20 protein-coding genes and 1 riboswitch are annotated in these 25715 nt (G+C 63.7%); of the genes, 14 read left to right on the top strand and 6 right to left on the bottom strand.

Going from position 1 to position 25715, the window contains the following annotated elements; translation table 11 throughout:
* The 4 genes from K678_RS17865 to adh all read right to left on the bottom strand — a co-directional run.
* On the bottom strand, positions 1-1327 hold a 1327-nt coding region (locus K678_RS17865; RefSeq protein ID WP_021132907.1), incomplete at its 3' end, for a PAS domain S-box protein.
* Between the two features lie 242 nt (positions 1328-1569).
* Positions 1570-2577, bottom strand: coding sequence for a cobalamin biosynthesis protein CobW (gene cobW, locus K678_RS12910; RefSeq protein ID WP_021132906.1), 1008 nt, complete (start codon positions 2575-2577; stop codon positions 1570-1572).
* 101 nt (positions 2578-2678) lie between these two features.
* A riboswitch (cobalamin riboswitch) is annotated at positions 2679-2894 on the bottom strand.
* A 90-nt stretch (positions 2895-2984) separates the two neighbouring features.
* The gene (gene yiaY / locus K678_RS12905; protein WP_021132905.1) at positions 2985-4136 is read right to left on the bottom strand and encodes an L-threonine dehydrogenase; all 1152 of its coding nucleotides are present in this window, start codon (positions 4134-4136) and stop codon (positions 2985-2987) included.
* Between the two features lie 40 nt (positions 4137-4176).
* Entirely contained in the window at positions 4177-5697 is a 1521-nt protein-coding gene (adh, locus tag K678_RS12900) for an aldehyde dehydrogenase (RefSeq protein WP_021132904.1), read from the bottom strand.
* A gap of 277 nt (positions 5698-5974) precedes the next feature.
* Between adh and K678_RS12895 the strand changes: the two genes are divergently transcribed.
* From K678_RS12895 to K678_RS12875, 5 genes are all read left to right on the top strand, one after another.
* Complete coding sequence (locus tag K678_RS12895; RefSeq protein ID WP_021132903.1) at positions 5975-7888, top strand: sigma-54-dependent Fis family transcriptional regulator; 1914 nt, start codon at positions 5975-5977, stop codon at positions 7886-7888.
* A gap of 64 nt (positions 7889-7952) precedes the next feature.
* Positions 7953-9053: a porin gene (locus K678_RS12890; protein WP_021132902.1), complete on the top strand. Its 1101-nt coding sequence runs from the start codon at positions 7953-7955 to the stop codon at positions 9051-9053.
* Positions 9044-10459, top strand: coding sequence for a diguanylate cyclase (locus K678_RS12885; RefSeq protein ID WP_021132901.1), 1416 nt, complete (start codon positions 9044-9046; stop codon positions 10457-10459). The genes K678_RS12890 and K678_RS12885 overlap by 10 nt, the downstream gene beginning before the upstream one ends.
* A 191-nt stretch (positions 10460-10650) precedes the next feature.
* Positions 10651-12372, top strand: coding sequence for a carbamoyltransferase C-terminal domain-containing protein (locus K678_RS12880; protein WP_021132900.1), 1722 nt, complete (start codon positions 10651-10653; stop codon positions 12370-12372).
* Between the two features lie 87 nt (positions 12373-12459).
* The gene (locus K678_RS12875; protein ID WP_021132899.1) at positions 12460-12834 is read left to right on the top strand and encodes a YccF domain-containing protein; all 375 of its coding nucleotides are present in this window, start codon (positions 12460-12462) and stop codon (positions 12832-12834) included.
* A gap of 7 nt (positions 12835-12841) precedes the next feature.
* Here K678_RS12875 and K678_RS12870 read toward each other — a convergent pair whose 3' ends face one another.
* Complete coding sequence (locus tag K678_RS12870) at positions 12842-13537, bottom strand: VIT1/CCC1 transporter family protein (RefSeq protein ID WP_021132898.1); 696 nt, start codon at positions 13535-13537, stop codon at positions 12842-12844.
* 315 nt (positions 13538-13852) lie between these two features.
* Between K678_RS12870 and K678_RS12865 the strand changes: the two genes are divergently transcribed.
* The 4 genes from K678_RS12865 to K678_RS12850 are packed head-to-tail and all read left to right on the top strand — an operon-like array spanning position 13853 to position 17423.
* Entirely contained in the window at positions 13853-15070 is a 1218-nt protein-coding gene (locus K678_RS12865) for an acyl-CoA dehydrogenase family protein (protein ID WP_039853110.1), read from the top strand.
* Positions 15071-15081: 11 nt separating this feature from the next.
* Positions 15082-15780, top strand: a complete 699-nt coding sequence (locus tag K678_RS12860) for a histidine phosphatase family protein (RefSeq protein WP_021132896.1) — start codon at positions 15082-15084, stop codon at positions 15778-15780.
* 12 nt (positions 15781-15792) lie between these two features.
* The gene (locus K678_RS12855; protein WP_021132895.1) at positions 15793-16569 is read left to right on the top strand and encodes an SDR family oxidoreductase; all 777 of its coding nucleotides are present in this window, start codon (positions 15793-15795) and stop codon (positions 16567-16569) included.
* A 20-nt stretch (positions 16570-16589) separates the two neighbouring features.
* Entirely contained in the window at positions 16590-17423 is an 834-nt protein-coding gene (locus tag K678_RS12850; protein WP_021132894.1) for an SDR family NAD(P)-dependent oxidoreductase, read from the top strand.
* 26 nt (positions 17424-17449) lie between these two features.
* Here K678_RS12850 and K678_RS12845 read toward each other — a convergent pair whose 3' ends face one another.
* The gene (locus tag K678_RS12845) at positions 17450-18370 is read right to left on the bottom strand and encodes a LysR family transcriptional regulator (RefSeq protein ID WP_021132893.1); all 921 of its coding nucleotides are present in this window, start codon (positions 18368-18370) and stop codon (positions 17450-17452) included.
* A 144-nt stretch (positions 18371-18514) separates the two neighbouring features.
* On the opposite strand from K678_RS12845, the gene K678_RS12840 reads away from it, so the two are divergent.
* From K678_RS12840 to K678_RS12820, 5 genes are all read left to right on the top strand, one after another.
* Entirely contained in the window at positions 18515-19633 is a 1119-nt protein-coding gene (locus tag K678_RS12840; protein ID WP_331270954.1) for a phosphotransferase family protein, read from the top strand.
* A gap of 113 nt (positions 19634-19746) precedes the next feature.
* A complete protein-coding gene (locus tag K678_RS12835; protein ID WP_081673269.1) occupies positions 19747-21570 on the top strand; it encodes a DUF1302 domain-containing protein in 1824 nt (607 codons plus the stop codon).
* A gap of 16 nt (positions 21571-21586) precedes the next feature.
* Complete coding sequence (locus tag K678_RS12830) at positions 21587-22942, top strand: DUF1329 domain-containing protein (protein ID WP_021132890.1); 1356 nt, start codon at positions 21587-21589, stop codon at positions 22940-22942.
* 43 nt (positions 22943-22985) lie between these two features.
* Positions 22986-24134, top strand: coding sequence for a WD40/YVTN/BNR-like repeat-containing protein (locus K678_RS12825; protein WP_021132889.1), 1149 nt, complete (start codon positions 22986-22988; stop codon positions 24132-24134).
* A gap of 23 nt (positions 24135-24157) precedes the next feature.
* Positions 24158-25715: efflux RND transporter permease subunit (locus K678_RS12820; protein ID WP_051185931.1), on the top strand; the 1558-nt coding region annotated here is incomplete at its 3' end.

Below are 25715 nucleotides of genomic sequence, written 5' to 3'. Positions count from 1 at the left end.
CGTCGATGCTCTTGCGCTCGGTGATGTCCATGAACGAGACGAGGCAGTCGCCCCCCAGCATTGCCGCCGAGACCACCACCGACAGCACCGTCCCGCTCCGGGTGGTGATCCGATATTCGGCGGGCGGGATATCGCTTTCGGTCTCGACCGCCAGACGCACCGCGGCGGTCCATTCCGCGATCACCCGGTCACGGTATTCCGGATCGGGATAGGCGCGTTGCCACCATTCTTGAAGCGTCGGCACCTCGTCGCGGCTATAGCCGAACATCCGTTCAAAGCGGGAATTGTAATCGACGAAAACCCCACTTTGATTGACGACGCACAGGGGGACCGGGGCCAGTTCGAACAGGCGCTGGAATCTCTGGGTGCTGACGGACTGACCGGACAAAGCAGATTCGCGGGCCGCCGCCGCCGCAGTCAGCCGGACCCGGACCGCTTCGATCTCGTCAATCGGCTTTTCCGCGCCGGGGGGTGGCTCGAACTCGCCTAACGAGGCCAACGAACGGGTCAACTTCCGGCTGGCGAACCGGCCGCCCAACAGGCCGGCCAGGATCGCCGCCAGGATCATCCCACTGAAACTGATCGCAAGCAGACGGTTGGCGGGGCTGAGCAATCCTTCCGGGACGTCGAGAACCACCGTCCAGGGCGAGACCGTTGACGAGACGCTGTAGCTGCGGCGGGGCGTGTCCGGGCTCTGCTCCGCGTTGCGGCGGGCGATGACGGCCCCGTTGCTGTCTTGCAGGGATACCGACCAGTCCGAGGGCAGGGCGATGTCGTCCAGTCGTGTTTGCAGTCGTTTTGCTTCGATGACGGCGACGAGCACCGCCGCGCCAGGGCCGCCACGGGGGATCGGCACCCCGATCGCGACCAGCCGTTCGCCGGTGATCGGCCCCAGGAACAGATCTCCGACGGCGGGCTTGCCGGTGGCCATCGCGGTGGGAGCGGCGGCATGGCCCTTGACCACCGGCAGTCGGGGCAGGGGGGTGCCATAGGGGACGCGGGTGGAAAAGACCATCTTCTGCTCGGCATCGGCCATCAGAATATGGCTGCCGAAACTGTCGCGAAACGCCACCGCCTCCCGATACAAATCGGGCCAGTGTTCCTTGTTTTCGATCAGGGGCGAGGCGGCGAGCATCTTCAGCGCGCCGACCTGATTGCCGATCAGACGGTCGATCGTCGAGGTGATGTTGTGGGCAAGATAGGTCGCCTCAAGCTCGCGCTGGGCCTGATAATGGCGCAATTGGCTGATCGCCAGATACACCGAGACCAGCACCAGCGGAAGGATACAAATCCAGATCAGTCGGCTGAGAAATCCGCGCAGACTCATGGTATCGCCCCAACCGCTGGAAATCCGAGCGGCCAGACCAGGAGGGCGGGTGTTTAACGGCAGGCCGTTACGGCCTGCCGCGACTCTGTTGTCCGTGCGCGATGGTGGCCTGAGTCCCGCACCCCGTCACGACCTCGCAAGGTCGATCTGGCTAAATCTAAGGTAATAGTACCCTGTTTGTCAGCCAGACAAAAAGATGAATTTTTCTGTGTGAATTCTCGGAAATAGGGGGGTGCCCCAGATCAGCCCCGGATCGCGGCGGCAATCGCGGCGCGGTCGAGGCCCTTGCCGCCGATCACGACGACCTGCCCGGCGTGGGCCTCGCCGGGTCGCCACGGCCGGTCGAACCAGCGGTCGATCCGGGCTCCCACCGCCTGGACCACGGCGCGGGCGGGCTTATCGCGGACGGCCATGAAGCCTTTCAGCCGCAGGATGTCGTGGCTGGCGATCGCCGCCGAAATCCGCTCGACCAACGCATCGGGATCGGCGATTTCGGGCAGATCGACGGCGAAGCTTTCGAAATCGTCGTGGGAATGGTCGGTGGCGCTGTCATGCAGGCTGGGGCGAGTGTCGAGATCGTCCTCGGCAGCGGCATCAAGTCCGACCACCACGACCGGATCGACGATGCTGTGACGGGTCGAGATCACTTTGACGCCGGGGCGCAGCTTGGCCTCGATGCGGCTTCGTGCCCGCTCCAGGGCGGCGTTATCGACCAGATCGGTCTTGTTGAGCAGAATCATGTCGGCGCACAGCAACTGGTCGTCGAACACCTCTTCCAGCGGATTGTCGTGGTCGGGCCGAGCCATCTGTTCCGGGGTGCTGGTGAAAAGACCCGCCGCCGTCGCCTCGGCATCGACCACGGCGACAACGCCGTTGACGGTAACGCGCGAGCGGATTTCCGGCCAATGGAACGCCTTGACCAGCGGCTTGGGCAGGGCCAGACCCGAGGTCTCGATCAGGATGTGATCGGGCGGCAGGTCGCGTTCGATCAGCGCCTGCATCACCGGCAGGAACTCGTCGGCGACAGTGCAGCACAGACAGCCGTTGGCCAGTTCGATGATGTCGTCCTTGCCGCATCCTTCGATGCCGCAGGTGGTCAGCATCTCGCCGTCAATGCCGACATCGCCGAATTCGTTGACGATCAGGGCCAGACGCTGACCCCGGTTGTGTTCCAGCAGATGACGGGCCAGGGTGGACTTGCCGGCGCCGAGGAATCCGGTGATGACGGTGGCGGGAATCTTGCGGGTCATAAGAGGGCACGCGCCTTTCTGGTCACGGAAAGGACGGGGAAGGGTGCCTCTGGCGAAGGATAAGGCTCCGCAAGCGGCCCGCCGGGACACCCCGCCCGTGGACGTTTCATCGCGTTACGGCAGGTCTCCTGGCTTGCGGGTCAAGGCCTTCGTCCGGTCTTCCCGATGCCGAAGCGGGCATCAGTGACAAGGATGGACGGCGGCTCGCCGCTGACAGTTGCGGGGGCAGCACCGGACTGATCGCCAAGGCGACGCACCGGTTTCCCTCTTAGCCCCAGATTTTGATAATCCGGGGAACCATAACACCAAATACCGTAGACGCGACGGCGGGCCAAAGTCAAGCCTTGGACAAATTCCCCTGGCCTCGTCGGTGAAGACGGGGCCAGGGGCAAGGCGGGGAGAGGGCTTTAAGCGGCGGCGCGGAAGATCGATTCGATCTCCGCCTGACTGGCCCGGCGCGGATTGGTCAGGCCGCAGGCGTCTTTGAGCGCGTTGGCGGCCAGGATCGGGATGTCCTGATCCTTGACCCCCAACTGGGTCAGGCCGGACGGGATGCCGATATCGGCCGACAGACGCCGGATTGCGGCGATGCAGGCATCGGCGCCCTGACGGTCGGACATGCCCAGGGTATCGACCCCCAGGGCATGGGCGACGTCTTTCAGGCGAGAGGCGGCGATGTCGGCATTGAACTCTTCGACATGGGGCAGCAGCACGGCATTGCAAACCCCGTGCGGCAAGTCATAGAAGCCGCCCAACTGGTGCGCCATCGCATGGACGAAGCCCAGCGAGGCGTTGTTGAAGGCCATCCCGGCCATGAACCCGGCATAGGCCATCGCTTCGCGGGCGGCGAGATTGTTGCCCTCGGCAACGGCGGTCCGCAGATTTCCGGCGATGATCGACACCGCTTTCAAGGCACAGGCATCGGTGATCGGGGTCGCCGCGACCGAGACATAGGCTTCGACCGCATGGGTCAAGGCGTCCATCCCGGTGGCGGCGGTCAGCATCGGCGGCTTGCCCAGCATCAGTTCGGGGTCGTTGACCGACAAAAGCGGAGTGACGTTGCGATCGACAATCGCCATCTTCACCATCCGCTTTTCGTCGGTGATGATGCAAAAGCGGGTCATCTCGCTGGCGGTGCCCGCCGTGGTGTTGATCGCGATCAGCGGCAATTGCGCCTTGGCCGATTTATCGACGCCTTCGTAATCGCGGATGCTGCCGCCATTGGTGGCGGTCAGGGCGATTCCCTTGGCGCAATCGTGCGACGACCCGCCGCCCAGCGAGATCACGCAATCGCACTGTTCCTGCTGCAACAGCGCCAGACCGGCTTCTACATTGCCGACGGTCGGGTTGGGCTGGGCTCCGGGGAAGATGACGCTGGAGACGCCCGCCGCTGCCAGCAACGCGCCCAGCTTGTCGGCGACGCCCAGGCTGTTCATCACTTGGTCGGTGACGATCAGTGCGCGGCGGAAGCCATAGCTATAGACATTGCCGACGGCGTTGGTGAGGCACCCGGCACCCATCATGTTGAGCGAGGGGATGAAGAATGTGGTCTCGGTCATGGGATGATCCAATCCTGTCTGAAGCGATGGGGGGAGACGATCAGAAGAAGCCCAGGGCCTTGGGGCTGTAACTGACCAGCAGGTTCTTGGTCTGCTGGTAGTGATCCAGCATCATGTGATGGTTCTCACGGCCGATACCCGATTGCTTGTAGCCGCCAAAGGCGGCGTGAGCCGGGTAGAGGTGATAGCAATTGGTCCACACCCGTCCGGCCTTGATGCCGCGCCCGAAGCGGAAGGCGCGGTTGCCGTCGCGGGTCCACAAGCCCGATCCGAGACCGTAGAGGGTGTCGTTGGCGAGGTGGAGGGCGTCGGCCTCGTCCTTGAAGGTGGTCACGGCGACGACCGGGCCGAAAATCTCTTCCTGGAAGATTCTCATCCGGTTGTGGCCCTTGAACACGGTCGGCTGGATGTAATAGCCGTTGGCGAGATCGCCGCCCAAGGTCGCCTTGGCTCCACCGGCCAGCACTTCGGCCCCTTCGGCGCGGCCGATATCGAGATAGGACAGGATCTTGTCCATCTGCTCGGTCGAAGCCTGGGCCCCGATCATCGTATCGGTATCGAGCGGGTTGCCCTGGCGGATCTGGGCGACGCGGGCCAGCGCACGCTCCATGAAGCGGTCGTACAGGCTGTCCTGGATCAGTGCGCGCGAGGGGCAGGTGCAGATTTCACCCTGATTCAGGGCGAACATCACGAACCCTTCGATCGCCTTGTCGAAGAACTCGTCATCCTCGGCGGCGATGTCGTTAAAGAAGACGTTGGGCGACTTGCCGCCCAGTTCCAGCGTCACCGGGATCAGGTTCTGACTGGCGTATTGCATGATCAGACGGCCGGTGGAGGTCTCGCCGGTAAAGGCGATCTTGGCGATCCGGCTGCTCGACGCCAGCGGCTTACCCGCTTCCAGGCCAAAGCCGTTGACGATGTTGACGATGCCGGGCGGCAGCAGATCGGCGATCAGCTCGATCAGGACCAGGATGCCGATCGGGGTCTGCTCGGCCGGTTTCAGGACGACGCAATTCCCGGCGGCCAAGGCCGGGGCCAGCTTCCACGTCGCCATCAGGATCGGGAAGTTCCACGGGATGATCTGGCCGACCACGCCCAGCGGCTCGTTGAAGTGATAGGCGACGGTGGTTTCATCCAGTTGGGACAGGCTGCCTTCCTGGGAGCGGATGCAGGCGGCGAAATAGCGGAAATGGTCGATCGCCAGCGGGATGTCGGCGGCCAGCGTCTCGCGGATCGGCTTGCCGTTATCGACGGTCTCGGCATAGGCCAGCTTTTCCAGGTTGGCTTCCATCCGGTCGGCGATCCGCAGCAGCAGATTCGAGCGGTCGGTCGCGCTGGTGTGACCCCACCGTTCGGCGGCGGCGTGGGCGGCGTCCAGCGCCAGGGTGATGTCCTCTTCGCTCGACCGCGCCGCCTGGCAGAACACTTTGCCGGTGATCGGGGAAACATTGTCGAAATAGCGGCCCTGGACCGGGGGCGTCCATTTGCCGCCGATGAAATTGTCATAGCGTGCCTTGAACTCGACAGGGGCTCCGGGCGTGCCGGGCGCGGGGTACAGCATCGAGGTCCTCCCTTTGGTTGTTTGGCGTCCCGCTTGGGGCGGTCGCAGAACAAGCAAAAGCACGCGGCGTGCCGATTTATTATGTAATTGATTTTAAACGATATTGTTCCGAAACTGCCCCGATCTGACCTGTCCCGATCCGGGACAGTGTGGCGAAATGGAACAGGGGGTGGGGACAATGATGTTTTTCTTGCGTTGAGACCTGTCCCGCTATGACACTGGAGGTAATAGCGAGGGTGCCGCCATCAGGCAGGATGCCCCACGGAGGAGACACGTCATGAACAACGTCAGGAGCCAGCCGGACTCCGCGCTCGCTCGCGCCCGGCACATGCTTGATCGCGGCACGCTTCCCCCCGCCGGGATCGTCAATCCCGCTGTTGCCCAATCGTGGCAGCGCTGTTTGGGAGCGGGATTACAGCCCTTTTCCCACCATGCCGGGGTCGACCCCGTTTCCGGGGCGTGTCTGGCCCAGGCGGTCGAGCGACGGCGCGATCTGCTGCTGCGTGCCCGTCCGGTGATGGATTACCTGTACGCCCAGACCGAAGGGGCGGGCGGGATGGTGATCCTGGCCGACGATCACGGCGTGGTGATCGACGCCCTGGGCGATGCCGACTTTCTGGAGCGCGCCGACCGGGTGGCGTTACGGGCGGGGGCGTCGTGGCACGAAGACCATCGCGGCACCAACGCGATCGGGACCGCGCTGGCCGAGGCCGCGCCGGTGGTGGTCCATGGCGGCGAGCATTTCTTCGAGCAGAACCGCTTTCTCTCCTGCACCGCCGCGCCGGTGATCGGGTCCGAGGGCGAAGTGCTGGGGGTTATCGACATTTCCGGACCGCATCACGGTCCCCATCCCCATTCCGTCGCCCTGGTCCGCACCGCCGGTCATATGATCGAGAACCAATTGTTCGAGGCCCGGCACGGCGATGCGCTGCGCCTGCGCCTGCATTCCCGGGCCGAGGGGCTGGGGACGCTGGGCGAGGGGTTGATCGCCTTGTCCGAGGTGGGGCGGATCGTCGGGGCCAACCGGGCCGGTCTGGCTCTGCTGGGGCTGGAGGTTGCCGATATCGGTCGGGTCCGGATCGAAGAGGCCCTGTCGCTCCGGCTGGCCGCGATCCAGGATTATGGCTGCCGCCGTCCAGGTGGGGTGGTGTCGGCGAACGGTACCGATGGCCGCAGCCTGTTTTTGCGGATCGAGCCGGGGCGGCGGATGGTGCCGCGCCCCAATCGCGCTCCGTCGTTAGAGCCGTTGCGGGACGCCCTGACCGAGCTTGATACCGGAGACGAGCGGATGGCGCGGGCGGTCGATCGCGCCCGCAAGGTGGCGAGCAAGCCGATCCCATTGCTGTTGCAAGGCGAATCCGGGGTTGGCAAGGAACTATTCGCCACCGCGATTCATGCCGTCGGTCCGCGCCGCAACCAGCCGATTGTCGCGGTCAATTGCAGCGCCTTGCCCGAACATCTGATCGAGGCGGAATTGTTCGGCTATACCCCCGGTGCCTTTACCGGGGCGCGGCGCGACGGCTCGCCCGGACGGATTCGCGAGGCGCATGGCGGCACCTTGTTCCTGGACGAAATCGGCGACATGCCGCTGGCGCTGCAAACCCGCCTGTTGCGAGTGTTGCAGGAACGTCAGGTGGTGCCGCTGGGTGGGGGCAAGCCGACCTCGGTCGATTTCGCCCTGATCGCGGCCAGCCACCGGCCGCTGAAAGCCGAGGTCGAGGCCGGGCGGTTCCGCGCCGACCTGTATTACCGGCTGAACGGCCTGACCCTGGTGCTGCCGCCGCTCCGGGAACGGAGCGATCTTGCCGTGCTGGTGACCCGGATGCTCGACAGCTTCGCCCCCGATGCCGGGCTCAGTCTGGAGCCCGATGTGGCCGCCGCTTTTGCCGCCTATCGCTGGCCGGGCAATCTGCGCGAACTGGCCAACGTGCTGCGCTTTGCCTGCGCTCTGATCGATAGCGGCGAGACCCTGGTCGGCTGGGACCATCTGCCCGAGGATTTCGTCGATGATCTGCGCCGTCCGCAGGCGGCTCCGGTGGGCGACGAGATCGGGATGGCGACGTTGCGGGCGGCCTCGGATTCCCTGATCGACCGGATGCTGGCGGCCAGCGGCGGCAATCTGTCCGAGGCGGCGCGTCGCCTGGGGATCAGCCGCAACACCCTTTATCGCCGCATCAACGGGCGGCGGTGAAAGCGTGTGTTTTCTTCCCCCTCCTGGCTGGAGACAATAAGGCGGGAGCGGGGGAGAGGACGAGATGAGGGACAGAACGGCGGTTGTGGTGACGCTGGCGCTGGCGGCGCTGCCGGGACCGGTGTGGGCGGCCGATCCGATCTCGATCCGGGTCGGCGGCTATTCGAAATGGTGGGTGGTCGCGACTGGCGGTCAGAGCAGCGCCGCCGCGCTCACCAGTCCGACGGTCAAGGGCGACAACGAACTCCATTTCATCGGCGCGACCCGGCTGGAGAACGGGCTGAAGATCGGTCTGAAGGCCGAGTTGGAAGCAGGCGGTCATACCGATCAGACCACCGACCCGATCGACAAGGCGTTCGCCTGGGTCGAAGGCGGTTTCGGTAAGATCGAACTGGGCAGCGATTATAACGCCGCCTCGCTACTCCATGTCTGCGCTCCCGAGGCGGCGGGGCTGTGGAACGGGCCGCCCAACGGCCTGATGTCCGATAATGTGATCCGTCGCCCCGCCATCGTCAGCACGATGTATAGCGGCAATCAGACCGAGATGGATCAGGACGACAATGCCGAAAAGATCCTCTATTTCACCCCCAGCCTGGGCGGGCTGACCCTGGGCCTGTCCTATACCCCGAGCGCGTTGTCCGAGGATAATCGGGGGCCGTTGCCGCGCTCGGAAATGTATGCCGCCGGGCTGGGCTTCACCCGGAGCTTCGGTGCCATCGGACTTGCCCTGTCGGCGGGCTTTGTGACCGGAGATCTCAGCAGTGGGACCGGGACGGTCGAACGGGTCCGCGCCTATTCCCTGGGCGGCACCCTGTCCTATGCCGGGGTGACAATCGGCGGGTCGTGGGCCGACGAACGGCACCGCAGCCGCGCTGCGTTGATTGCCGGGGATCGTCAGGATAATAGCGGAAAAGCCTGGGATGTCGGCGTGATGTATGAGCTTGGTCCGTCCAAGACAAGCCTGGATATCTATACGTCGCGGGTCGCCGGTCGGGTCGCCGGCAAGAGAGATGATCTTATTTCTGTTTATCAGGTCTCAGAAAAATACACTCTTGGGGAAGGTGTTGCCGTGATGGGGGCGGTGGGATACATTGAATATCAAGATGAATCCGGACTTGGCAGCAGGGGCTATACCGCGATGACCGGGCTTGGGCTTTGGTTCTGATCGCCAGGACTCGCCTCAATCCAGCACGGACGGCTCTGGCGGCGGGGCTGGCTTTGCTGACCTCTGTGTCATCGCCCGGGCGTGCCGCGGACCTGACCGAGACCGAACGGGCGTATGTTGCCCAAAACGCGCCCTTCACGTTTTGCGTCGATCCCGACTGGGCTCCCTATGAAGTCATCAACAGCGAAAACGTCCATGTCGGCATTGCCGCCGATTTGCTGCGTCTGGCGGCAAGCCGGGCCGGGGTGACGCTGAAGCTGGTCCCGACCCGGACGTGGGAGGAGAGCGTTGCCGCCTCGAAAGAGGGGCGGTGCCAGATTCTCAGCTTCCTCAACCAATCCCCGGCGCGCGATGCCTGGCTGATCTTCACCGACCCGCTGTTCGTCGATCGCAACGTGATCGTGACGCGGGAAGAGCATCCCTATATCGAGAACCTCAGCGACGTTGCCAACGAGATTCTCGTGCTGCCGACCGGCACCTCGATCGAGGAACGGGTGCGGCGCGACTTCACCAAGCTGAAGGTGGTGACCGCCAACAGCGAGGGCGAAGCCTTCGGGATGGTGTCGCAGAAGAAGGCGGCGATGACGATGCGGTCGATGCTGGTCGCCGTCCACACCATCAAGGAAGACGGCTGGTTCAACCTGAAAATCTCAGGCCAGGTGCCCGGCTATGAAAACAAATTGCGGATCGGGGTGGCCAAAGACCTCGTGATGCTGCGCGACATTCTGAACAAGGGTGTCCGCGAGATCAGCGCGGCGGAAAAGGACGAGATCGCCAACCGCCACGTCGCGATCCGGGTGCAATCCGGCGTCGATTACGACCTGATCTTCAAGATCGTCGGTTTGCTGGGGACAGTGATCCTCACCAGCTTTTTCTGGCTGATCAAACTGCGCGGGCTGAACAAGCAATTGCGGGCGCTGGCGCAGACCGACACCCTGACCGGGCTGGCCAACCGGGCCAGCCTCAACGAACGCCTCCAGTCCGAGTTCGAGCGGTTTCGCCGCTATGCCCGCCCGTTCTCGATCATTTTATTCGATCTCGATTTCTTCAAGCAGGTTAACGACGATTTCGGCCATCTGATCGGCGACAAGGTGTTGATCGCCTTTGCCGATATCGCCCGCAACGTCGCCCGGGCCCAGGATGTGGTCGGTCGCTGGGGCGGCGAGGAATTCCTGATCCTGTGCCCGGAAACCGACCTGGAGCAGGCCCGCGTTCTGGCCGAACGGATCGGCCACGAGGTGCGGGGATATGATTTCGTCTTAGGCCGCCATCTGACCGTCAGTGCCGGAGTCGCGACCCTGGTCGCGGGGGAAAGTTCCGACGGTCTGCTCAACCGCGCTGACGAAGCGCTTTATCAGGCCAAGCATGACGGCCGCGACCGGGTCGTCGTCTCGGCGTCGCCATAATAAATCAAGGTGGGAAAAAGAGAATGCCGGGTGTCTCGGCGCGATCCTCGAGGGGATTGATTTTCCGCCGTCTGACGCGGTGCGGACGGAGATTCAGGGCCTGTCGTCAGCCTATTTTCGGGTGACACTGGATCGCTTTTTGTGCCAGAAGGTGGCACTTGGCGTGCCTTAGAGACTGATGAAAGACGGCGATGACGTGCATCCTTTCGATCCATTGCGGAATCCATGACTCGGCTGCGGCGTTGCTGGACGGCTATCGTGTCGTTGCCGCGATTCAGAAAGAGCGTCTGAGCCGGACCAAAAAGGATGGCGGTGCGCCTCACGAATGCGTCGCCGAGGTGCTGGCGATCGGTGGCGTCACCCCCGCCGAGGTCGAGGCCGTCGTGTTCAGCCGGGGCGAATTTCCCCGCGAATTCTACAAGACCGATCTGTTCCGCCGCTGGCGCGACACGATCAAGGGCCGTTCGGGGACCCGCGATCTGTCAACGGTGCTGGCCAAGGCCGGTCTGCTCGATCCGGAGCAGGTGCTCGACATCCGCAAGGTGCTGCACTTCTACGGTCTGCCCCCGTCGACGAAGGTGTTTTTCGCCAATCACCACGCCGCCCACGCTCTGCCGTCGCTGTTCTTCACCGATTGGGACGATGCGCTGCTCTATACCGCCGACGGTGCGGGCGACAATGTCAATTACAGCCACCGGGTCTTCAAAAACGGGGCGCTGACCACCCTGTTCGGCGACGATCGCTGGCTCCACCGCGCCTATCAGATCAACAGTCTGGCGCGGGCCTATGCCAACGTGACCGAGGCGCTGGGCTTCCGCCCGCTCCATCACGAGGGCAAGGTCACCGGGCTGGCCGCCTATGGCAAGCCGACGATTGCCAAGGATTTCGCCGCCCATTTCACGATGGACCAGGACGGCCTGTTCACCAGCGACTTCGCCAATGGCGGGGTGATGCGGGACGCGTTCATGGCCCTGTGCGAGGGCCAGAGCCGCGAGGATGCCTCGGCCTCGATCCAGACCTTCGTCGAAGACGCGATCGTCGGTTCGGTCTCGACCCTGCTGGAACGCGAGAAGGTGACCCGCCTCGGTCTGGCCGGGGGGCTGTTCGCCAACGTCAAACTGAACCAGCGGCTGGCCGAGACCTGCGGCCTCAAGGAAGTGTTCGTTGTCCCGCCGATGGGCGACGAGGGGCTGGTGATCGGCGGCGCGCTGCAATTCCTGTTGGAACGCGACGGGCTGCAATTCTGGCTGCGGCAGCGTTATCGCCTCGACAATGTCTATTGGGGACGGCCCTTTGACGGGGTGACCGGATCGCGCTTCCGCGATTTCAGCAGCCGTATCCACCGGGTGGACGGTGCGCCGGTTCCGGTCGCCGCCGATCTGCTGGCCGAGGGCAAGGCGGTCGCCATCGTCTCGCAGCGGATGGAGTTTGGTCCCCGCGCGCTGGGGGCCAGGACCATCATGGCCTCGCCCTTGCGCCGCGATATCAATGATTCGCTGAACAAGCGGCTGGATCGCAGCGAGTTCATGCCGTTTGCTCCGGTGATCGCCGAGGAAGATGCCCGCGACGTGTTCGACGTCACCGACGTCAATGCCTATGCCTGTCGCTTCATGACGATCACCTGTAACGTCAAGACGGACTGGCGCGAGCGGATTCCGGCGGTGGTCCATGTCGATAATACGGCGCGGCCCCAGGTGATTCGCCGTGCCGACAATCCGCTTTATTACGATATCCTGGCCGGGTTCAAGGCCAAGACCGGGCTGCCCGCCGCCGTCAATACCAGCTTCAACGTCCACGAAGAGCCGATCATCAACACCCCGGAAGAAGCCGCCCGCGCCCTGGTCGATAACCGAATCGATTATCTGGTTACCGATGACGGCGTTTATGGGGTAACTCCCGCCGCCGAGGTCTAATATCAAGCGGCATGAGGTCGACTCACTAAGGGGCTTCTCTCCCTTTGGGAAAGGGGCGGGGTTATCGGCCAACAAGGAAGGACCGCCATGTCTCTGATCCTGAACATCCTGTGGCTGGTTTTTGGCGGTTTGCCGATGGCGTTGGGCTGGGTGCTCGCCGCCGCGATCATGGCGCTGACCATTGTCGGGTTACCGTGGACCCCGGCGGCGTTGCGGCTGGCCGGGTATACCTTGCTGCCGTTCGGCCAGACCGTGATCGAGGCCCCGGATGCCGGGGCGTTATCGACGATCGGCAACATCATCTGGTTCGTGCTGGCGGGGTGGTGGCTGGCCCTCGGTCATCTGATCCTGGCCGCCGGACTGGCGATCACCATCATCGGCATTCCGTTCGCGTGGGCGCATCTGAAGCTGGCCCGTCTCAGCCTGACTCCGGTCGGCAAGGTCATCCTGCCCCTGTCCTGACGGCGGCTCAGCCCAACGGCCCGAACAGCGCCCCGATTCCGGCGGTGATGCCCATCGCCAGAGCGCCCCAGACCGTGACCCGGATCGTTCCGGTCGCGATCGGAGCACCGCCGACATGGGCCGACAGCGCGCCCAGCACGGCCAGGAACAGCAGCGAAGCCGCCGCGACGGCATAAGCCAGACTGGCAACAGGCGCGGTCAAGGCCACCAGCAGCGGCAGGGCCGACCCGACGGCGAAGCTGGCTGCCGACGCTGCCGCCGCCTGAAGCGGGCGGGCGCGCAGGGTTTCGGTTATTCCCAACTCGTCCCGGGCGTGGGCTCCGATAGCATCGTGGGCCATCAATTGCTCGGCGACCTGGCGCGCCAGCGCCGGATCAAGGCCGCGCCCGACATAGATCGCCGCCAGTTCGCGATGCTCGGCCACCGTGTCGCGCTTCAGTTCGGTCCGCTCTCGTGCGAGGTCGGCCGCCTCGGTGTCGGCCTGGGAATGGACCGACACATATTCCCCCGCCGCCATCGACATCGCTCCCGCCACCAGACTGGCCAGCCCCGCCGTGACGATCCCGGCATGACCGGTCCCGGCCGCAGCCACGCCCAGCACCAGACTGGCGGTCGAGACGATCCCGTCATTGGCACCCAGCACGGCCGCCCGCAGCCAGCCGATCGTCTCGCCGCGATGCTGCTCCCGGTGCCGTCGTGCCATCGTTCCATCCTCCCGTCTCGCCATACTATGCGTGATATTAATACTAAAAAATCCAGACAATTCATTGGATTGATTAAGCGGGGTGGATTACCTCTGATTGCGGGACAGGGAATCCCGTCCCCGTGGGTGACTATATGACTGATCAATTTTGAATAGAAAGATGGATGGGCGTGTTCATTCCAAATCGTTTCATTTGAGGTGTTCCGGTGTCTTCACGGGGAAGACTCCAAACTTGGGCCGGGCAGCCTTGCCGCTTGGCCCACTTTTTTTGACATAAGACTGCAAGAAGGGGTGCCCGCAATGGACCAGGGGCCGATGTTCGATGAGTTGACGCCGCGCAGCCGGGATCTGTGCCGCCGCGTTAACGACTTTCTGGCCGAGCATTATTACCCGCGCGAAGCCGAGCTGTTCGCTCAGGTCGCCCAGGGACCGACCCGGTGGAAGCCGCTTCCTCTGCTCGAAGACTTGAAGGACAAGGCCAAGGCGGCCGGGCTGTGGAACCTGTTCCTGGCCGAAAGCGACTATGGCGCCGGTCTGCTCAATCTCGAATACGCGCCTTTGGCCGAGATCATGGGGCGCAGCCACTTCGCCTCGGAAGTGTTCAACTGTTCCGCCCCCGATACCGGCAACATGGAGGTGTTGGTCCGCTACGGCACGCCCGAGCAAAAAGCGCGCTGGCTCGATCCGTTGCTGGCGGGTGAGATCAGAAGCGGCTTTGCGATGACCGAGGCGGCGGTGGCCAGTTCCGACGCCACCAACATCTGCACCGACATCCGCCGCGACGGCGACCAATACGTCATCAACGGCACCAAATGGTGGACCAGCGGGGCCAACGACACCCGCTGCAAAATCCTGATCGTGATGGGCAAGACCGACGCCGCCAATCCGAACCGCCATCTTCAGCAATCGATGATCCTGGTGCCGCTCGACACTCCCGGCGTCACGGTCAAACGCTGGGTGCCGGTGTTCGGCTATGACGACGCTCCCCACGGCCACGCCGAAATCCGCTTCCGCGATGTCCGGGTTCCCGCCAGCAATATTCTGCTGGGCGAGGGGCGTGGCTTCGAGATCGCCCAGGGACGCCTGGGGCCGGGGCGAATCCATCATTGCATGCGAGCGATCGGGGCAGCGGAGCGGGCGCTGGAACTGATGTGCCGCCGCCTGCTGTCGCGGGTCGCGTTCGGGAAGCCGCTGGCGACGCAATCGGTCTGGCACGAGCGGATCGCCGAATGCCGGGCGATGATCGATCAGGCCCGTCTGCTGACCTACAAGGCCGCCCACATGATGGACACCGTCGGCAACAAGGCGGCGCGCAAGGAAATCGCCCTGATCAAGGTCGTCGCCCCCAACGTCGCCTGCAAAGTGATCGATTGGGCGATCCAGGCCCATGGCGGTGCCGGGGTCAGCGACGATGTGCCGCTGGCCTGGATGTATGCCTGCGCCCGCACCTTGCGGATCGCCGACGGCCCGGACGAGGTTCACCGCGCCCAGGTCGCCAAGTTGGAATTGCGTCAATACATGGCCCCGGCCTGATCGGAGTCGCGATGGGGCAGGTCTATCTGGTCCGCCATGGACAGGCATCGTTCGGCAGCCGCGATTATGACCGGCTGTCGCCGCTGGGCGAGGAGCAGAGCCGGATGCTCGGCCGCTGGTTCTCGACCGCCGGTCTGGGCATCGATCGGATGGTGACCGGCGGGTTACGCCGTCACCTCCAGACCGCCGAGGCGTTCCAGGCCGCCCGAACCGATGCCCCGGTGCCGCTGGCCCAGGATAGCGGCTTTGACGAGTTCGATTTCCTGGACGTGTTGCGCTGCTTCCGTCCCGAACTCGACTCGCATGATTCGATCCGGGGCTTTCTCGCCGCTGGCGACAATCCCCGCCGCGCCTTCCAGACGGTGTTTGCCGCCGCCGTGGCGCGGTGGGCCGCGGGCGATCACGATCATGAGTACCGCGAAAGCTGGCGCGTGTTTCGTGACCGTTGCGTTGCCGCCTTCCGCCGTCAGGTCGAGGCGGCCCCTAAATCGGGTAGCACCGTGGTCTTTACCTCGGGCGGGCCGATTGCCGCGATCTGCCAGCACCTGCTGGGCCTGTCCGACGAGGCGACCGTCGGGCTCAACAACATCCTGGTCAATAGCGGCGTCACCCGCATCGTCCATGACCGTACCCGCGCCAGCCTGCTGTCGCTCAATTCCTTCGCCCATCTCGAAATGACGGGCGACAAAAGCAAGATTACCAACCGATAGGAAGGTTTCGTCATGTCCGCGTCCGTTCCCGCGCTTTTCGACCTGACCGGCAAGGTGGCGCTGATTACCGGCGCCAGCCGGGGTATCGGTGCCGCGATCGCCCGCACCCTGGCCGCCTCTGGGGCGCATGTGATCGTCTCCAGCCGCAAGACGGAGGAGTGCGAGACCGTCGCCGCCGCGATTCGCGACAGCGGCGGCAGCGCCGAGGCCCTGGCCTGTCATATCGGCGAGATGGAGCAGATCGAATCGGCGTTTGAGCGGATCTCGGCGCGGCACGGACGGCTCCACATCCTGGTCAACAACGCCGCGACCAATCCCTATTTCGGGCCGCTGATCGACACCGATCTGGCCGCGTTCCAAAAGACCGTCGATGTCAACATCCGGGGCTATTTCTTCATGTCGGCGCGGGGAATGAAGCTGATTGCCGCCAGTGGCGGCGGCAGCATCGTCAATGTCGCCTCGGTCAATGGTGTCCGCCCGGCGGCGGGGCAGGGGCTCTATTCGATGACCAAGGCGGCGGTGATCTCGCTGACCCAGGCCTGTGCCCAGGAAGGCGGGCCGCTGGGGGTGCGGGTCAATGCCCTGCTGCCCGGTCTCACCGACACCAAATTCGCGTCGGCGTTGACCAGCAATCCCAAGATTCTGGCCGGGGTCACCCAGCGTCTGCCGCTGGGTCGCGCCGCCCAGCCCGACGAGATGGTGGGCGCCGTGCTTTTTCTGGTGTCGCCGTCCGCCAGCTACACCACCGGGGCCTGCCTCACCGTCGATGGCGGCTATCTCGTTTCCTGATCATGCAAGGAATCCGCACCATGGAACTGCAAGGAAAGACCGCGATCATCACCGGCGCTTCCAGCGGCTTCGGCCGTGAATTCGCCGTGCTGTGCGCCGCCGAGGGGATGAATCTGGTTCTCGCCGATCTTGACGTTGCCGGACTGGCCGCGACCAGCGATCTGGTCGCCGCGACCGGCGTCGGTATCCTGACCGTCCCCACCAACGTCGCCAAGCCCGAGCAGGTCGAGGCCCTGGCCGAGCAGACCTGGGAGCGGTTTGGCGGCGGCCATCTGCTGTTCAACAATGCCGGTGTCGCCGCCGCCGGTCCGGTCTGGTCCGCGACGCTGGAAGACTGGAAATGGGTGCTGGACGTCAATCTGATGGGGGTGGTCCATGGCATCCGCAGCTTCGTGCCGCGGATGATCGCCCAGGGCGGCCCGGCCCATGTCGTCAACACCGCCTCGGTGGCGGGGTTGGTGTCGCCGCCGGGGATGAGCGTCTATTGCGTCAGCAAGCACGCGGTGGTGACGCTGTCGGAATGCCTCTATCACGATCTGCGGCTGGCCGGGACCCAGATCGGGGTGTCGGTGCTGTGTCCCGGCTTCGTCAAGACCGGGATCGCCGAGTCGCACCGCAACCGGCCCGCGGAATTGCGCGCCACCAATCCGATGGCCCCGGTCTATGGCGAGAAAATCCGCCAGATCATCGAGGCCAGTTCGATCACTGCCCGCGATATTGCCGAACAGACGATTGCGGCGGTGATCGAGGACCGCTTCTACATCGTCACCCATCCCGAAAGCGATTGCGGGGTGTCGGCGCGTCTGAACGGCATCTTGCAGCGTGATGCTCCCAAGATGCCGCAGATCGCCTGATCCCGGCGGCGTGATGCTCCGGGGCGTCAGGTCGGCTGATCGCTGAAAATATCGGTCAGCCGACCGCGCAGCCATTGCGAGGCGGGATCGTCGTCCATGTTGGCGTGCCAGTACATCACCGCATCGAGGTCGGGAATCTTCAGCGGCAGCGGCAGCAGCAGATTGTCGAAAGCAAGGTTGGCGACGCGGGCATAGCGCCCCGGCATCGTCAGCAGCAGATCGGTCTGGCTGACGACGCGGCAGGCGGCGAAATAATGCTGACAGCGCAGCTTGACCTCGCGCCGCAGCCCCAGGCGGTTCAGTTCGAAATCCTCGATCCCCGGTCCCTTGCGGCGGGACGAGACCATCACATGGCCCTGGGCGAGGAAGCTGTCGAGGCTCAGGCTGCCTTCGCTGATCTGCGGGTGGCCGCGCCTGGCCACCACCGTCAGCGGATCGCGGACGACCCGCAATTGATTGATCTCGTCGCCGACGGGAAAGGGGATGTCCATCGCCAGATCGATCGAGCCGCGCCGCAATTCGGCCTCGATCTCGCCCCGGTCGGTTCGGACGCTGTGAATCGCGATCAGCGAGCCGGTCTTTTCCAATTGCTCCATCAACGGCGGCAGCACGCTCGATTCGAACACGTCGCGCAGCGCCAGTCGGAACACCCGCCGGTCGGCGGCGGGATCGAAGGTCCGTTCCTCGGTCAGCGATCCCAGCGACTGCAACGCAGTGCGGACCGGGCCGATGATCTGACGCGCCAGCGGGGTGGGGACCATCGCCGCTCCTTGGCGCACGAACAGATGATCCTGGAAGACATCGCGCAGCCGGGCCAGGGCGTGGCTGACCGCCGGTTGGGTCAGATTCAGCTTTTGGCTGGCGCGGGTGATATTCCCTTCCTCGAAGATCGCACTGAGAACCACCAGCAGATTCAGGTCGTAACGACGATAATGCGGGATGCTCATGTTGCACCATGAAGTACATTCAATTGATTCATTTGCAGCAAACCGTAACCTGTAGCCGGGACGCCAGCAAGGGATGTCAAAAAATCCCGGCGGTTCAGGCTCCGTCAATCGCCCGACGCGGGGGTGGCGAAGAGCCAGAGAAAAATGAAGCCGGAAAACCGGCTCTTAAAAAGAAAAGCTTCTGGGAGGGAGCACGTAATGTTCATTGCCGATCGGCCGGGTGCTGTTCGACCAAGGGAAGAGTTTGACCTGGGGCGTCTTGACGCTTTTCTCAAAGCGCTAGACCCTTCCCTGGAGGGCGAGCCAAAATCTTATCAATTTTCCGGCGGTGCTTCGAACCTGACCTATCTGGTTTCCTATCCAAACCGCGATTTGATTTTACGCAGACCGCCTTTTGGTCGCAAGGCGAAGTCGGCTCACGACATTTTGCGCGAGGCTGCGCTGTTGCGGGCAATCCGCCCGGTCTTTCCCTACGTGCCCGCCATCGTCGCCACCAGCGAGGACGATTCGGTGATCGGCGGTCCGTTCGCGGTGATGGAACGGCTGATCGGCTTCATTCCCCGCCATGATCTGCCCGAGGGCATGAGTCTGTCGCCCGAGCAGGCGCGCCGCCTGTGCCTGAACATGACCGATCGGCTGATCGAATTGCATTCGATCGATCCTCATTCGGTCGGTCTGGGCGGTCTGGGCAAGGGACAGGGCTATGTGCATCGCCAGATCGAGGGATGGAGCGCGCGGTTGCGCGACGCCCGCACCCCCGACACCGCCGATTTTGAAACGGTGATGGCGTGGCTGGCGGCGGCGGAGCCGGCCGAACGGGCGACCCGCCTGATCCATAACGATTACAAAATGGACAATCTCGTTTTCTCCCCCACCGATCCGGCCGCGATCGTCGGCGTGCTGGATTGGGAGATGGCGACGTTGGGCGATCCGCTGATGGATCTGGGCTCGTCGCTGGCCTATTGGGTCCAGGCCGACGATGATTCTGAGATTCAGGCGATCCGCCGTCAGCCCTCCCATCTGCCGGGGATGATGAGCCGGGATGAAATCGTCGACTATTACTGTCAGAAGACCGGCATCACCCTCGATCGGTTCGACTATTACCTGATCTTTGGGACATTCCGGCTGGCGGTGATCGCCCAGCAAATCTACGCCCGCTATTGCGCCGGTCATGCCGCCAACCCAGCCTTCGCCGGATTCGGTCATGCGGTCAACGTCCTGGAACGCCGGTGTCTTTCGCTGATTGATCGGGCCGGGGCCTAAGTTTCATTTGGGTGATCTTCGCAGAAGAAACCGACGCAGCGCTGCGCGGGTCTGTCGGTATGCGATGAGTGGGAGAGTATCCATCTACAAATAAAATAAGACGGGGAGCGGATATGAAGATCGAACCTAAAATAAACGGGCAATCTTTAGGGAAACTATCACTGCGGACGGCCGCGACCTTGTGTTGCCTGGTCGGGGCGGGCACGACGGCACGGGCCGATGACTTTTCGCTTGGCAACGGGTATGACGGGCGATGGAGCCTTGACCTGTCGGTCGGGGCGTCGATGCGTACCCGCAATCCCGATCCCAACCTGATTTCGCGCGGCAACGGCGGTAAGGCCGACGGCGGTCAGCATGACGACGGCAACCAGAACTTCCGCGCCGGTGACTTCTACTCCGCCTTGGGCAAGGCGATTGGCGAAGTCGAGTTGCGCAAAGAGCAGTTCGGCGTGTTTGGCCGGGTCAAAGGTTGGTACGATTATATCGGTCGCAACCAGAACACCGCGTTTGGCGATGCTGCCAACGGCTATAGCCGAAACCCGATCAATGACGGGAACTTCTATCCGGCGTCGAAATTCTCCGGCGTCGAACTGCTTGATGCCTATGGCTACGGAACCTTCGATCTGGCCGAAGACACTCCGCTGAAGGTGAAGCTCGGCAAACATGTCGTGAATTGGGGCGAAAGCACCTTCATCCCCGGCGGCATCAATCAGTACGGCATCGTCGATGTCGGCGCGGCGCGGCGGCCCGGCGCCCAGGTCAAGGAAGTCCTGCTCCCCATTCCGCAGATTTCGGCCAATCTCGGTCTCGATAACGGGATCAGCTTCGAGACGTTCTACCAATTCACCTGGGAACGCTCGGTGCTCGATGGTTGCGGCACTTTCTGGAGTGCCTCGGACTATCTGAATTGCTCGAGTTCGATCACGATGTCGCCGCAGAATGTTGGGGACCTCGCCGGTTTTAACACCGGTTTCCCGGTTCAGGGTTTAGGTATCCGTAATTCCCAAATGGCCAATGGCGGCAACCGCTATCCTGGTGATGTCGGGCAGTGGGGCGCCAATGTCCATTATTACAACACCGATATCGGAACGGATTTCGGCCTTTATTATGCGCAATATCACGCGCGAACCCCGATCTTCAGCTTCATCAAAAGCCCCAGCCGGATTGCAAATTCCATCTACAATGCTGGCATTCTTCCTGGTCAGTACTACTGGAACTACGACGTCGAAAACATCCAGGTGGTGGGCGCCAGCGTCGCGGGCGACATCGCGGGATGGTCGGTGTTCGGCGAAGCCAGTGAATCCTTTGGCGTGCCGGTTCAGATCAACACCAACGATCTGGGCAACGGCATGCTCCAGAACAAGGGGCCGATGGCGTTTCTCAGTCGGTTGGGTACTGGTTCGGTGGTCGATGGCTATGACCGCAAGAACAAGTTCCAGATCCAGGTCTCGACCGTCAAAACCTTCTCCAACGTTGCGTCTGCCGACGAGTTCAAGGTGATCGGCGAAATCGGCTATCAGCATTGGTCGGGGATCGGCGATCCCAACACCTCGCGCCGGTATGGCCGTGATCCGATGTTCGGTCAGGCCGGAACCGCGACGATGGCCTGCACCAATTCGAACACATCCTATTGCGAGAATAAGGGCTATGCCACCAGCGACGCGCTGGGCTATCGCCTCCAATTGTCGCTGACCTACAACAACCTGCTGTTCGGCGGCAACGTCACGCCCCGTCTGTTCTGGGCACACGACGTCTCGGGCTATTCCGCCGACGGCACTTTCGTCGAGGACCGGATGAACCTGGGTCTGGGGGTCCGGGCCGAGTGGAACAAGATGTACTACACCGACCTCAGCTTCAGCACCTACAACCGTGACGCTAAGTATGATCCCTACCGCGACCGCGACTTCATTTCGCTGGTTACCGGTGTGACGTTCTGAGCGCGGGAGAGACGAGATGAAGACCCAGTTCGTTTTAAAGTCGTTGATCGGTGGCGGGGCGCTTGCCCTGATGCTGGGGGCCGCGTTGCCAGCGTGGGCCGGGGCTACGCCAGAGGAATTGGCCCGGTTGGGGAAGGATCTGACCCCGGTCGGGGCCGAGGTCGCGGGCAATCCTGACGGTTCGATTCCGGCCTGGACCGGCGGCCTGAAGCTGCCGTTCGATCCCGAGAAGGGTTATGTCGATCCTTTCGCCAACGAGAAGCCGCTTTACACCATCACTGCCGCCAATGCCGACAGCTACAAGGACAAGCTGGCGCCCGGCAGCTACGAGATGCTGAAGCGCTATCCCGCCACCTTCCGGATGCATGTCTATCCCAGCCATCGCACCGCCGTTCTGCCGCAACTCGAATATGACCGGGTCAAGCAGGAAGCCGGGGCGGCCCAACTCACCCCGTCGGGCACCGGGATCGACAATGTGGTCAACTCGACCGTGCCGTTCCCGTTGCCGAAGAACGGTCTGGAAGTGATGTGGAACCACATCCTGCGCTATCGCGGCGGCACGGTGCACCGCTATTCCAGCATGTTCCCGGTCCAGACCGGCGGCTCGTTCACCGCGGTCAAGCGCGAGGAATGGCTGGCCTGGGCGGCGGCGTTGGGCAATCCCGATCCCAACCGCCACAGCTATTACCTCAATCTGGTGCGTGGCCCCTCCAGCATGGCGGGCGAGGCGCTGCTGGTCCACGATTCCCGCGACCACGCCAAGGACGAGCGCCGGGCCTGGAGCTACAATCCCGGTCTGCGCCGGGTGCTGCGCGCCCCCGAAGTCGCTCACGACGCTCCGGCCCAGAATTCGGATGGGCTGGCGACCTCGGACGATTACGACGGCTTTAACGGCTCGCCGGAACGGTTCGACTGGAAATTGCTGGGCAAGAAGGAAATCCTGATCGCCTACAACAATTACAAGCTGAACGACCGCAGCCTGAAATATGCCGAGATCATCCAGCCCAACCACATCAACGCCGATCTGGTCCGCTATGAGCCGCATCGGGTCTGGGTGGTCGAAGGCACGTTGAAGCCGGGCGCCCGCCACATCTATGGCAAGCGGGTCTTCTACATCGACGAGGATAGCTGGCAGGTCGCCGAGGCCGACGAATATGACGGACGCGGCGAGTTGTGGCGGGTGCACATCATGCACGCGATCCAGTTCTACGGGGCCGACGTGCCGTGGATTGCCAACGATGCCGTCTATGACCTTCAGGCGCGGCGTTACATCGTCAACGCGATGACCAACGAGGAAAAGCTGACGACCTTCGGCGAGAAGCAGAGCTTCTCGATGTACTCGCCGGACAATCTGCGCCGTGTCGGCAATTAAGCCGCAGATCGGGCCGACAGCGGGGGGGAGACTCCCCGCTGTCATGCCGTCCGCGACGGCGAGACGATGCCGGAGCGGCACGGTCCTCAGCCTGTCTTTCGCTCTGCTGATCGGAGTCGCCGCGCCTGCCTGTGCGGAAAAGATCGACCTGTCGAGCCTGCCAGCCTTCAAGACCGCCAAGGCCGCCCGCGCTCTGTCCCTCGCGGTGGTGACGGCGGGGGATCGGCTGGTCGCGGTCGGCGAACGCGGCATCATTGTCTATTCCGACGATCACGGCACAAGTTGGACTCAGGCCGAGGTCCCGGTTTCGGTGACCTTGACCGCCGTGACCTTTCCCACCCCTGCCGAGGGATGGGCCGTCGGCCATGAAGGCGTGATCCTCCACAGTGCCGACCGGGGCGAGAGCTGGCAGGTTCAGTTCGACGGTACCCGCGCCGCCGCCGCCGTGCAGCAGGATGCCGAACGCCGGGTCGCCTTGGCCCGCGCCCGGGCCGAGGCCGCGTCAGCCCAGGACGAAGCGGCGGTCGCCGCCCTCGATCAGGCCGAGACCGCGCTCGACGATGCCCTGGCCGGGGTTCGTTTCGCTCCGTCGCGGCCATTCCTGGCGGTTGCCTTCCGGGATCGAAGCTTCGGGCTGGCGGTTGGGTCCTTCGGCCAGATTTTCCGGACCACCGATGGCGGGGCAAGCTGGGTCTATCTCGGCGACCGCATCGACAATCCCGAGCGGCTGCATTACGGCGCGGTGGCGATCGACCCGTCCGGCCGGATCGTGGTGGCGGGCGAGGGCGGGCGGATCACCCGTTCGAGCGATGGCGGCGAGCATTGGACCGTCGCCGCCCTGCCTGAACGCGGCTCGATCGCCGGATTGCGTCGGGTCGGCCCGGCCTGGCTGGCTTATGGCGGCGGCGGCCGGGTCTATCGCTCGGTCGATGACGGGGCAAGCTGGACGCGGATCGCCACCTGCACCGGAAAGCCGTTGATCGCCGGTCTGGTCCAGGGGGGCAGCGTGCTGATCTACGATTCCGGGGGGGCGCCGCTGGTGAGCGACGATGGCGGGCTGCGTTGGACCTGTCCCGCCGCTACCGATTCGTCACCTCGGCCGGTCGCGGCGATTGCCGCCACCGCCGACGGAAAAATGGTCCTGGCCGGACCGGGTGGGCTGCGAGTGAGCGACATCGTCACCGCACGATGACCAACGCCGAAGGGGAACGTTTGATGACTGAGGCCAAGACCCGCATTCGCACCGACACCGACCCCGATTTGCTCCATCACCACACCGCCCGCGCCATCGAGGTGCGGGTCGAGGCCCTGCTGTTCCGCTTCCGGCCGCTGATCCTGGTGGTGATGGGGCTTGCGTCGCTGGTCTTCGCCTATCTCGCCACCGGGCTGGAAGCCGATGCCAGCTTCCAGAAAATGGTTCCGACCGGGCATCCCTATATCGCTAATACCCTGAAGTACCAAAGCGAGCTGCGGCCGCTCGGCAATGTCGTCCGCGTCGCGGTCGAGGCGGTCGATGGCGATATTTATTCCCAGCACTTTCTTGAGACGCTGCGCAAGGTCACCGACGAAATTTTCTATATCCCCGGCGTCGATCGCGGCAATCTGAAGTCGCTGTGGACCCCCAACGTGATGTGGTACGAGGTCACCGAGGAGGGGATGCGCAACGGCGTCATCGTGCCCCAGGGCTTCGACGGCTCCGAGCGGATGCTGGCCGAGGTCCGCACCAACGTCCTGCGCTCGGGCCGGGTCGGCAGTCTGGTCGCCTCGGACCACCGCTCGGCGGTGGTGCTGGCGCCGCTGCTGGAGGTCGATCCCCAGACCGGAGCCAAGCTCGATTACGGCCGCTTTTCCGAGCAATTGGAGCAAAAGGTCCGCGACCGCTTCCAGGACGGTACCGTCCGCATCCACATCACCGGCTTTGCCAAGATCGTTGGCGATCTGATCGCCGGGGCCAAGGTGATCCTGATCTTCTTCGGCGTCACCTTCGTCCTGACCACCGCCTTGTTGCTGTGGTACTCGCGCTGTCTGCGCAGCACCCTGGTCACGGTGTTCTGCTGCGGGTTGGCGGTGCTGTGGCAATTGGGGATCGTCAAGCTGCTGGGCTTCGGCCTTGATCCCTATTCGATCCTGGTGCCGTTCCTGACCTTTGCGATCGGGGTCAGCCATGCGGTGCAGAACATCAACACGATGGCCAGTATGCGTGCCGCCGGGCACTCGACCCTGGAGGCGGCGAAGGTCACCTTCCGCCTGTTGTTCGTGCCGGGCTCGATTGCGTTGATCTGCGATGCCGTCGGCTTTTCCACCCTGCTGGTGATCGATATCGGGGTGATCCAGGAACTGGCGATCAGCGCCAGCATCGGTGTCGCGGTGGTGATCCTGACCAAGATGCTGCTGTTGCCGGTGCTGATGTCCTATGTCGGCGTCGGCGAGCGGGCGATTGCCGACCAACGCGCCAAGACCCGGCGTCAGCCCCGCAAGATCGCGTTCTGGATCGCGCGGGCGGCCGAGCCGCGCTGGGCCGCTGTTGCCGTCGCGGTGGCGGTGGTGTTGTTGGCCGGGGCCCTGGTCGCCGGGCGTGACCTCAAGATCGGCGATCTCGATCCCGGCGCGCCGGAATTGCGGCCGGATTCCCGCTATAACCGTGACGTCGCCTTCTTTGCCGCCCATTATGCCACCAGCCCGGATGTCTTTGTCGCGATGGTGAAGACTCCGCCCGGCGAATGCGGGTCCTACCCGGTTGCCGCGTTGATCGACCGCTATCAGACCGAGATGG

This window comes from Magnetospirillum fulvum MGU-K5, from assembly GCF_000442515.1.
Lineage (GTDB): Bacteria > Pseudomonadota > Alphaproteobacteria > Rhodospirillales > Magnetospirillaceae > Phaeospirillum > Phaeospirillum fulvum_B.
This window is presented reverse-complemented; position numbering and strand designations above follow the sequence as displayed.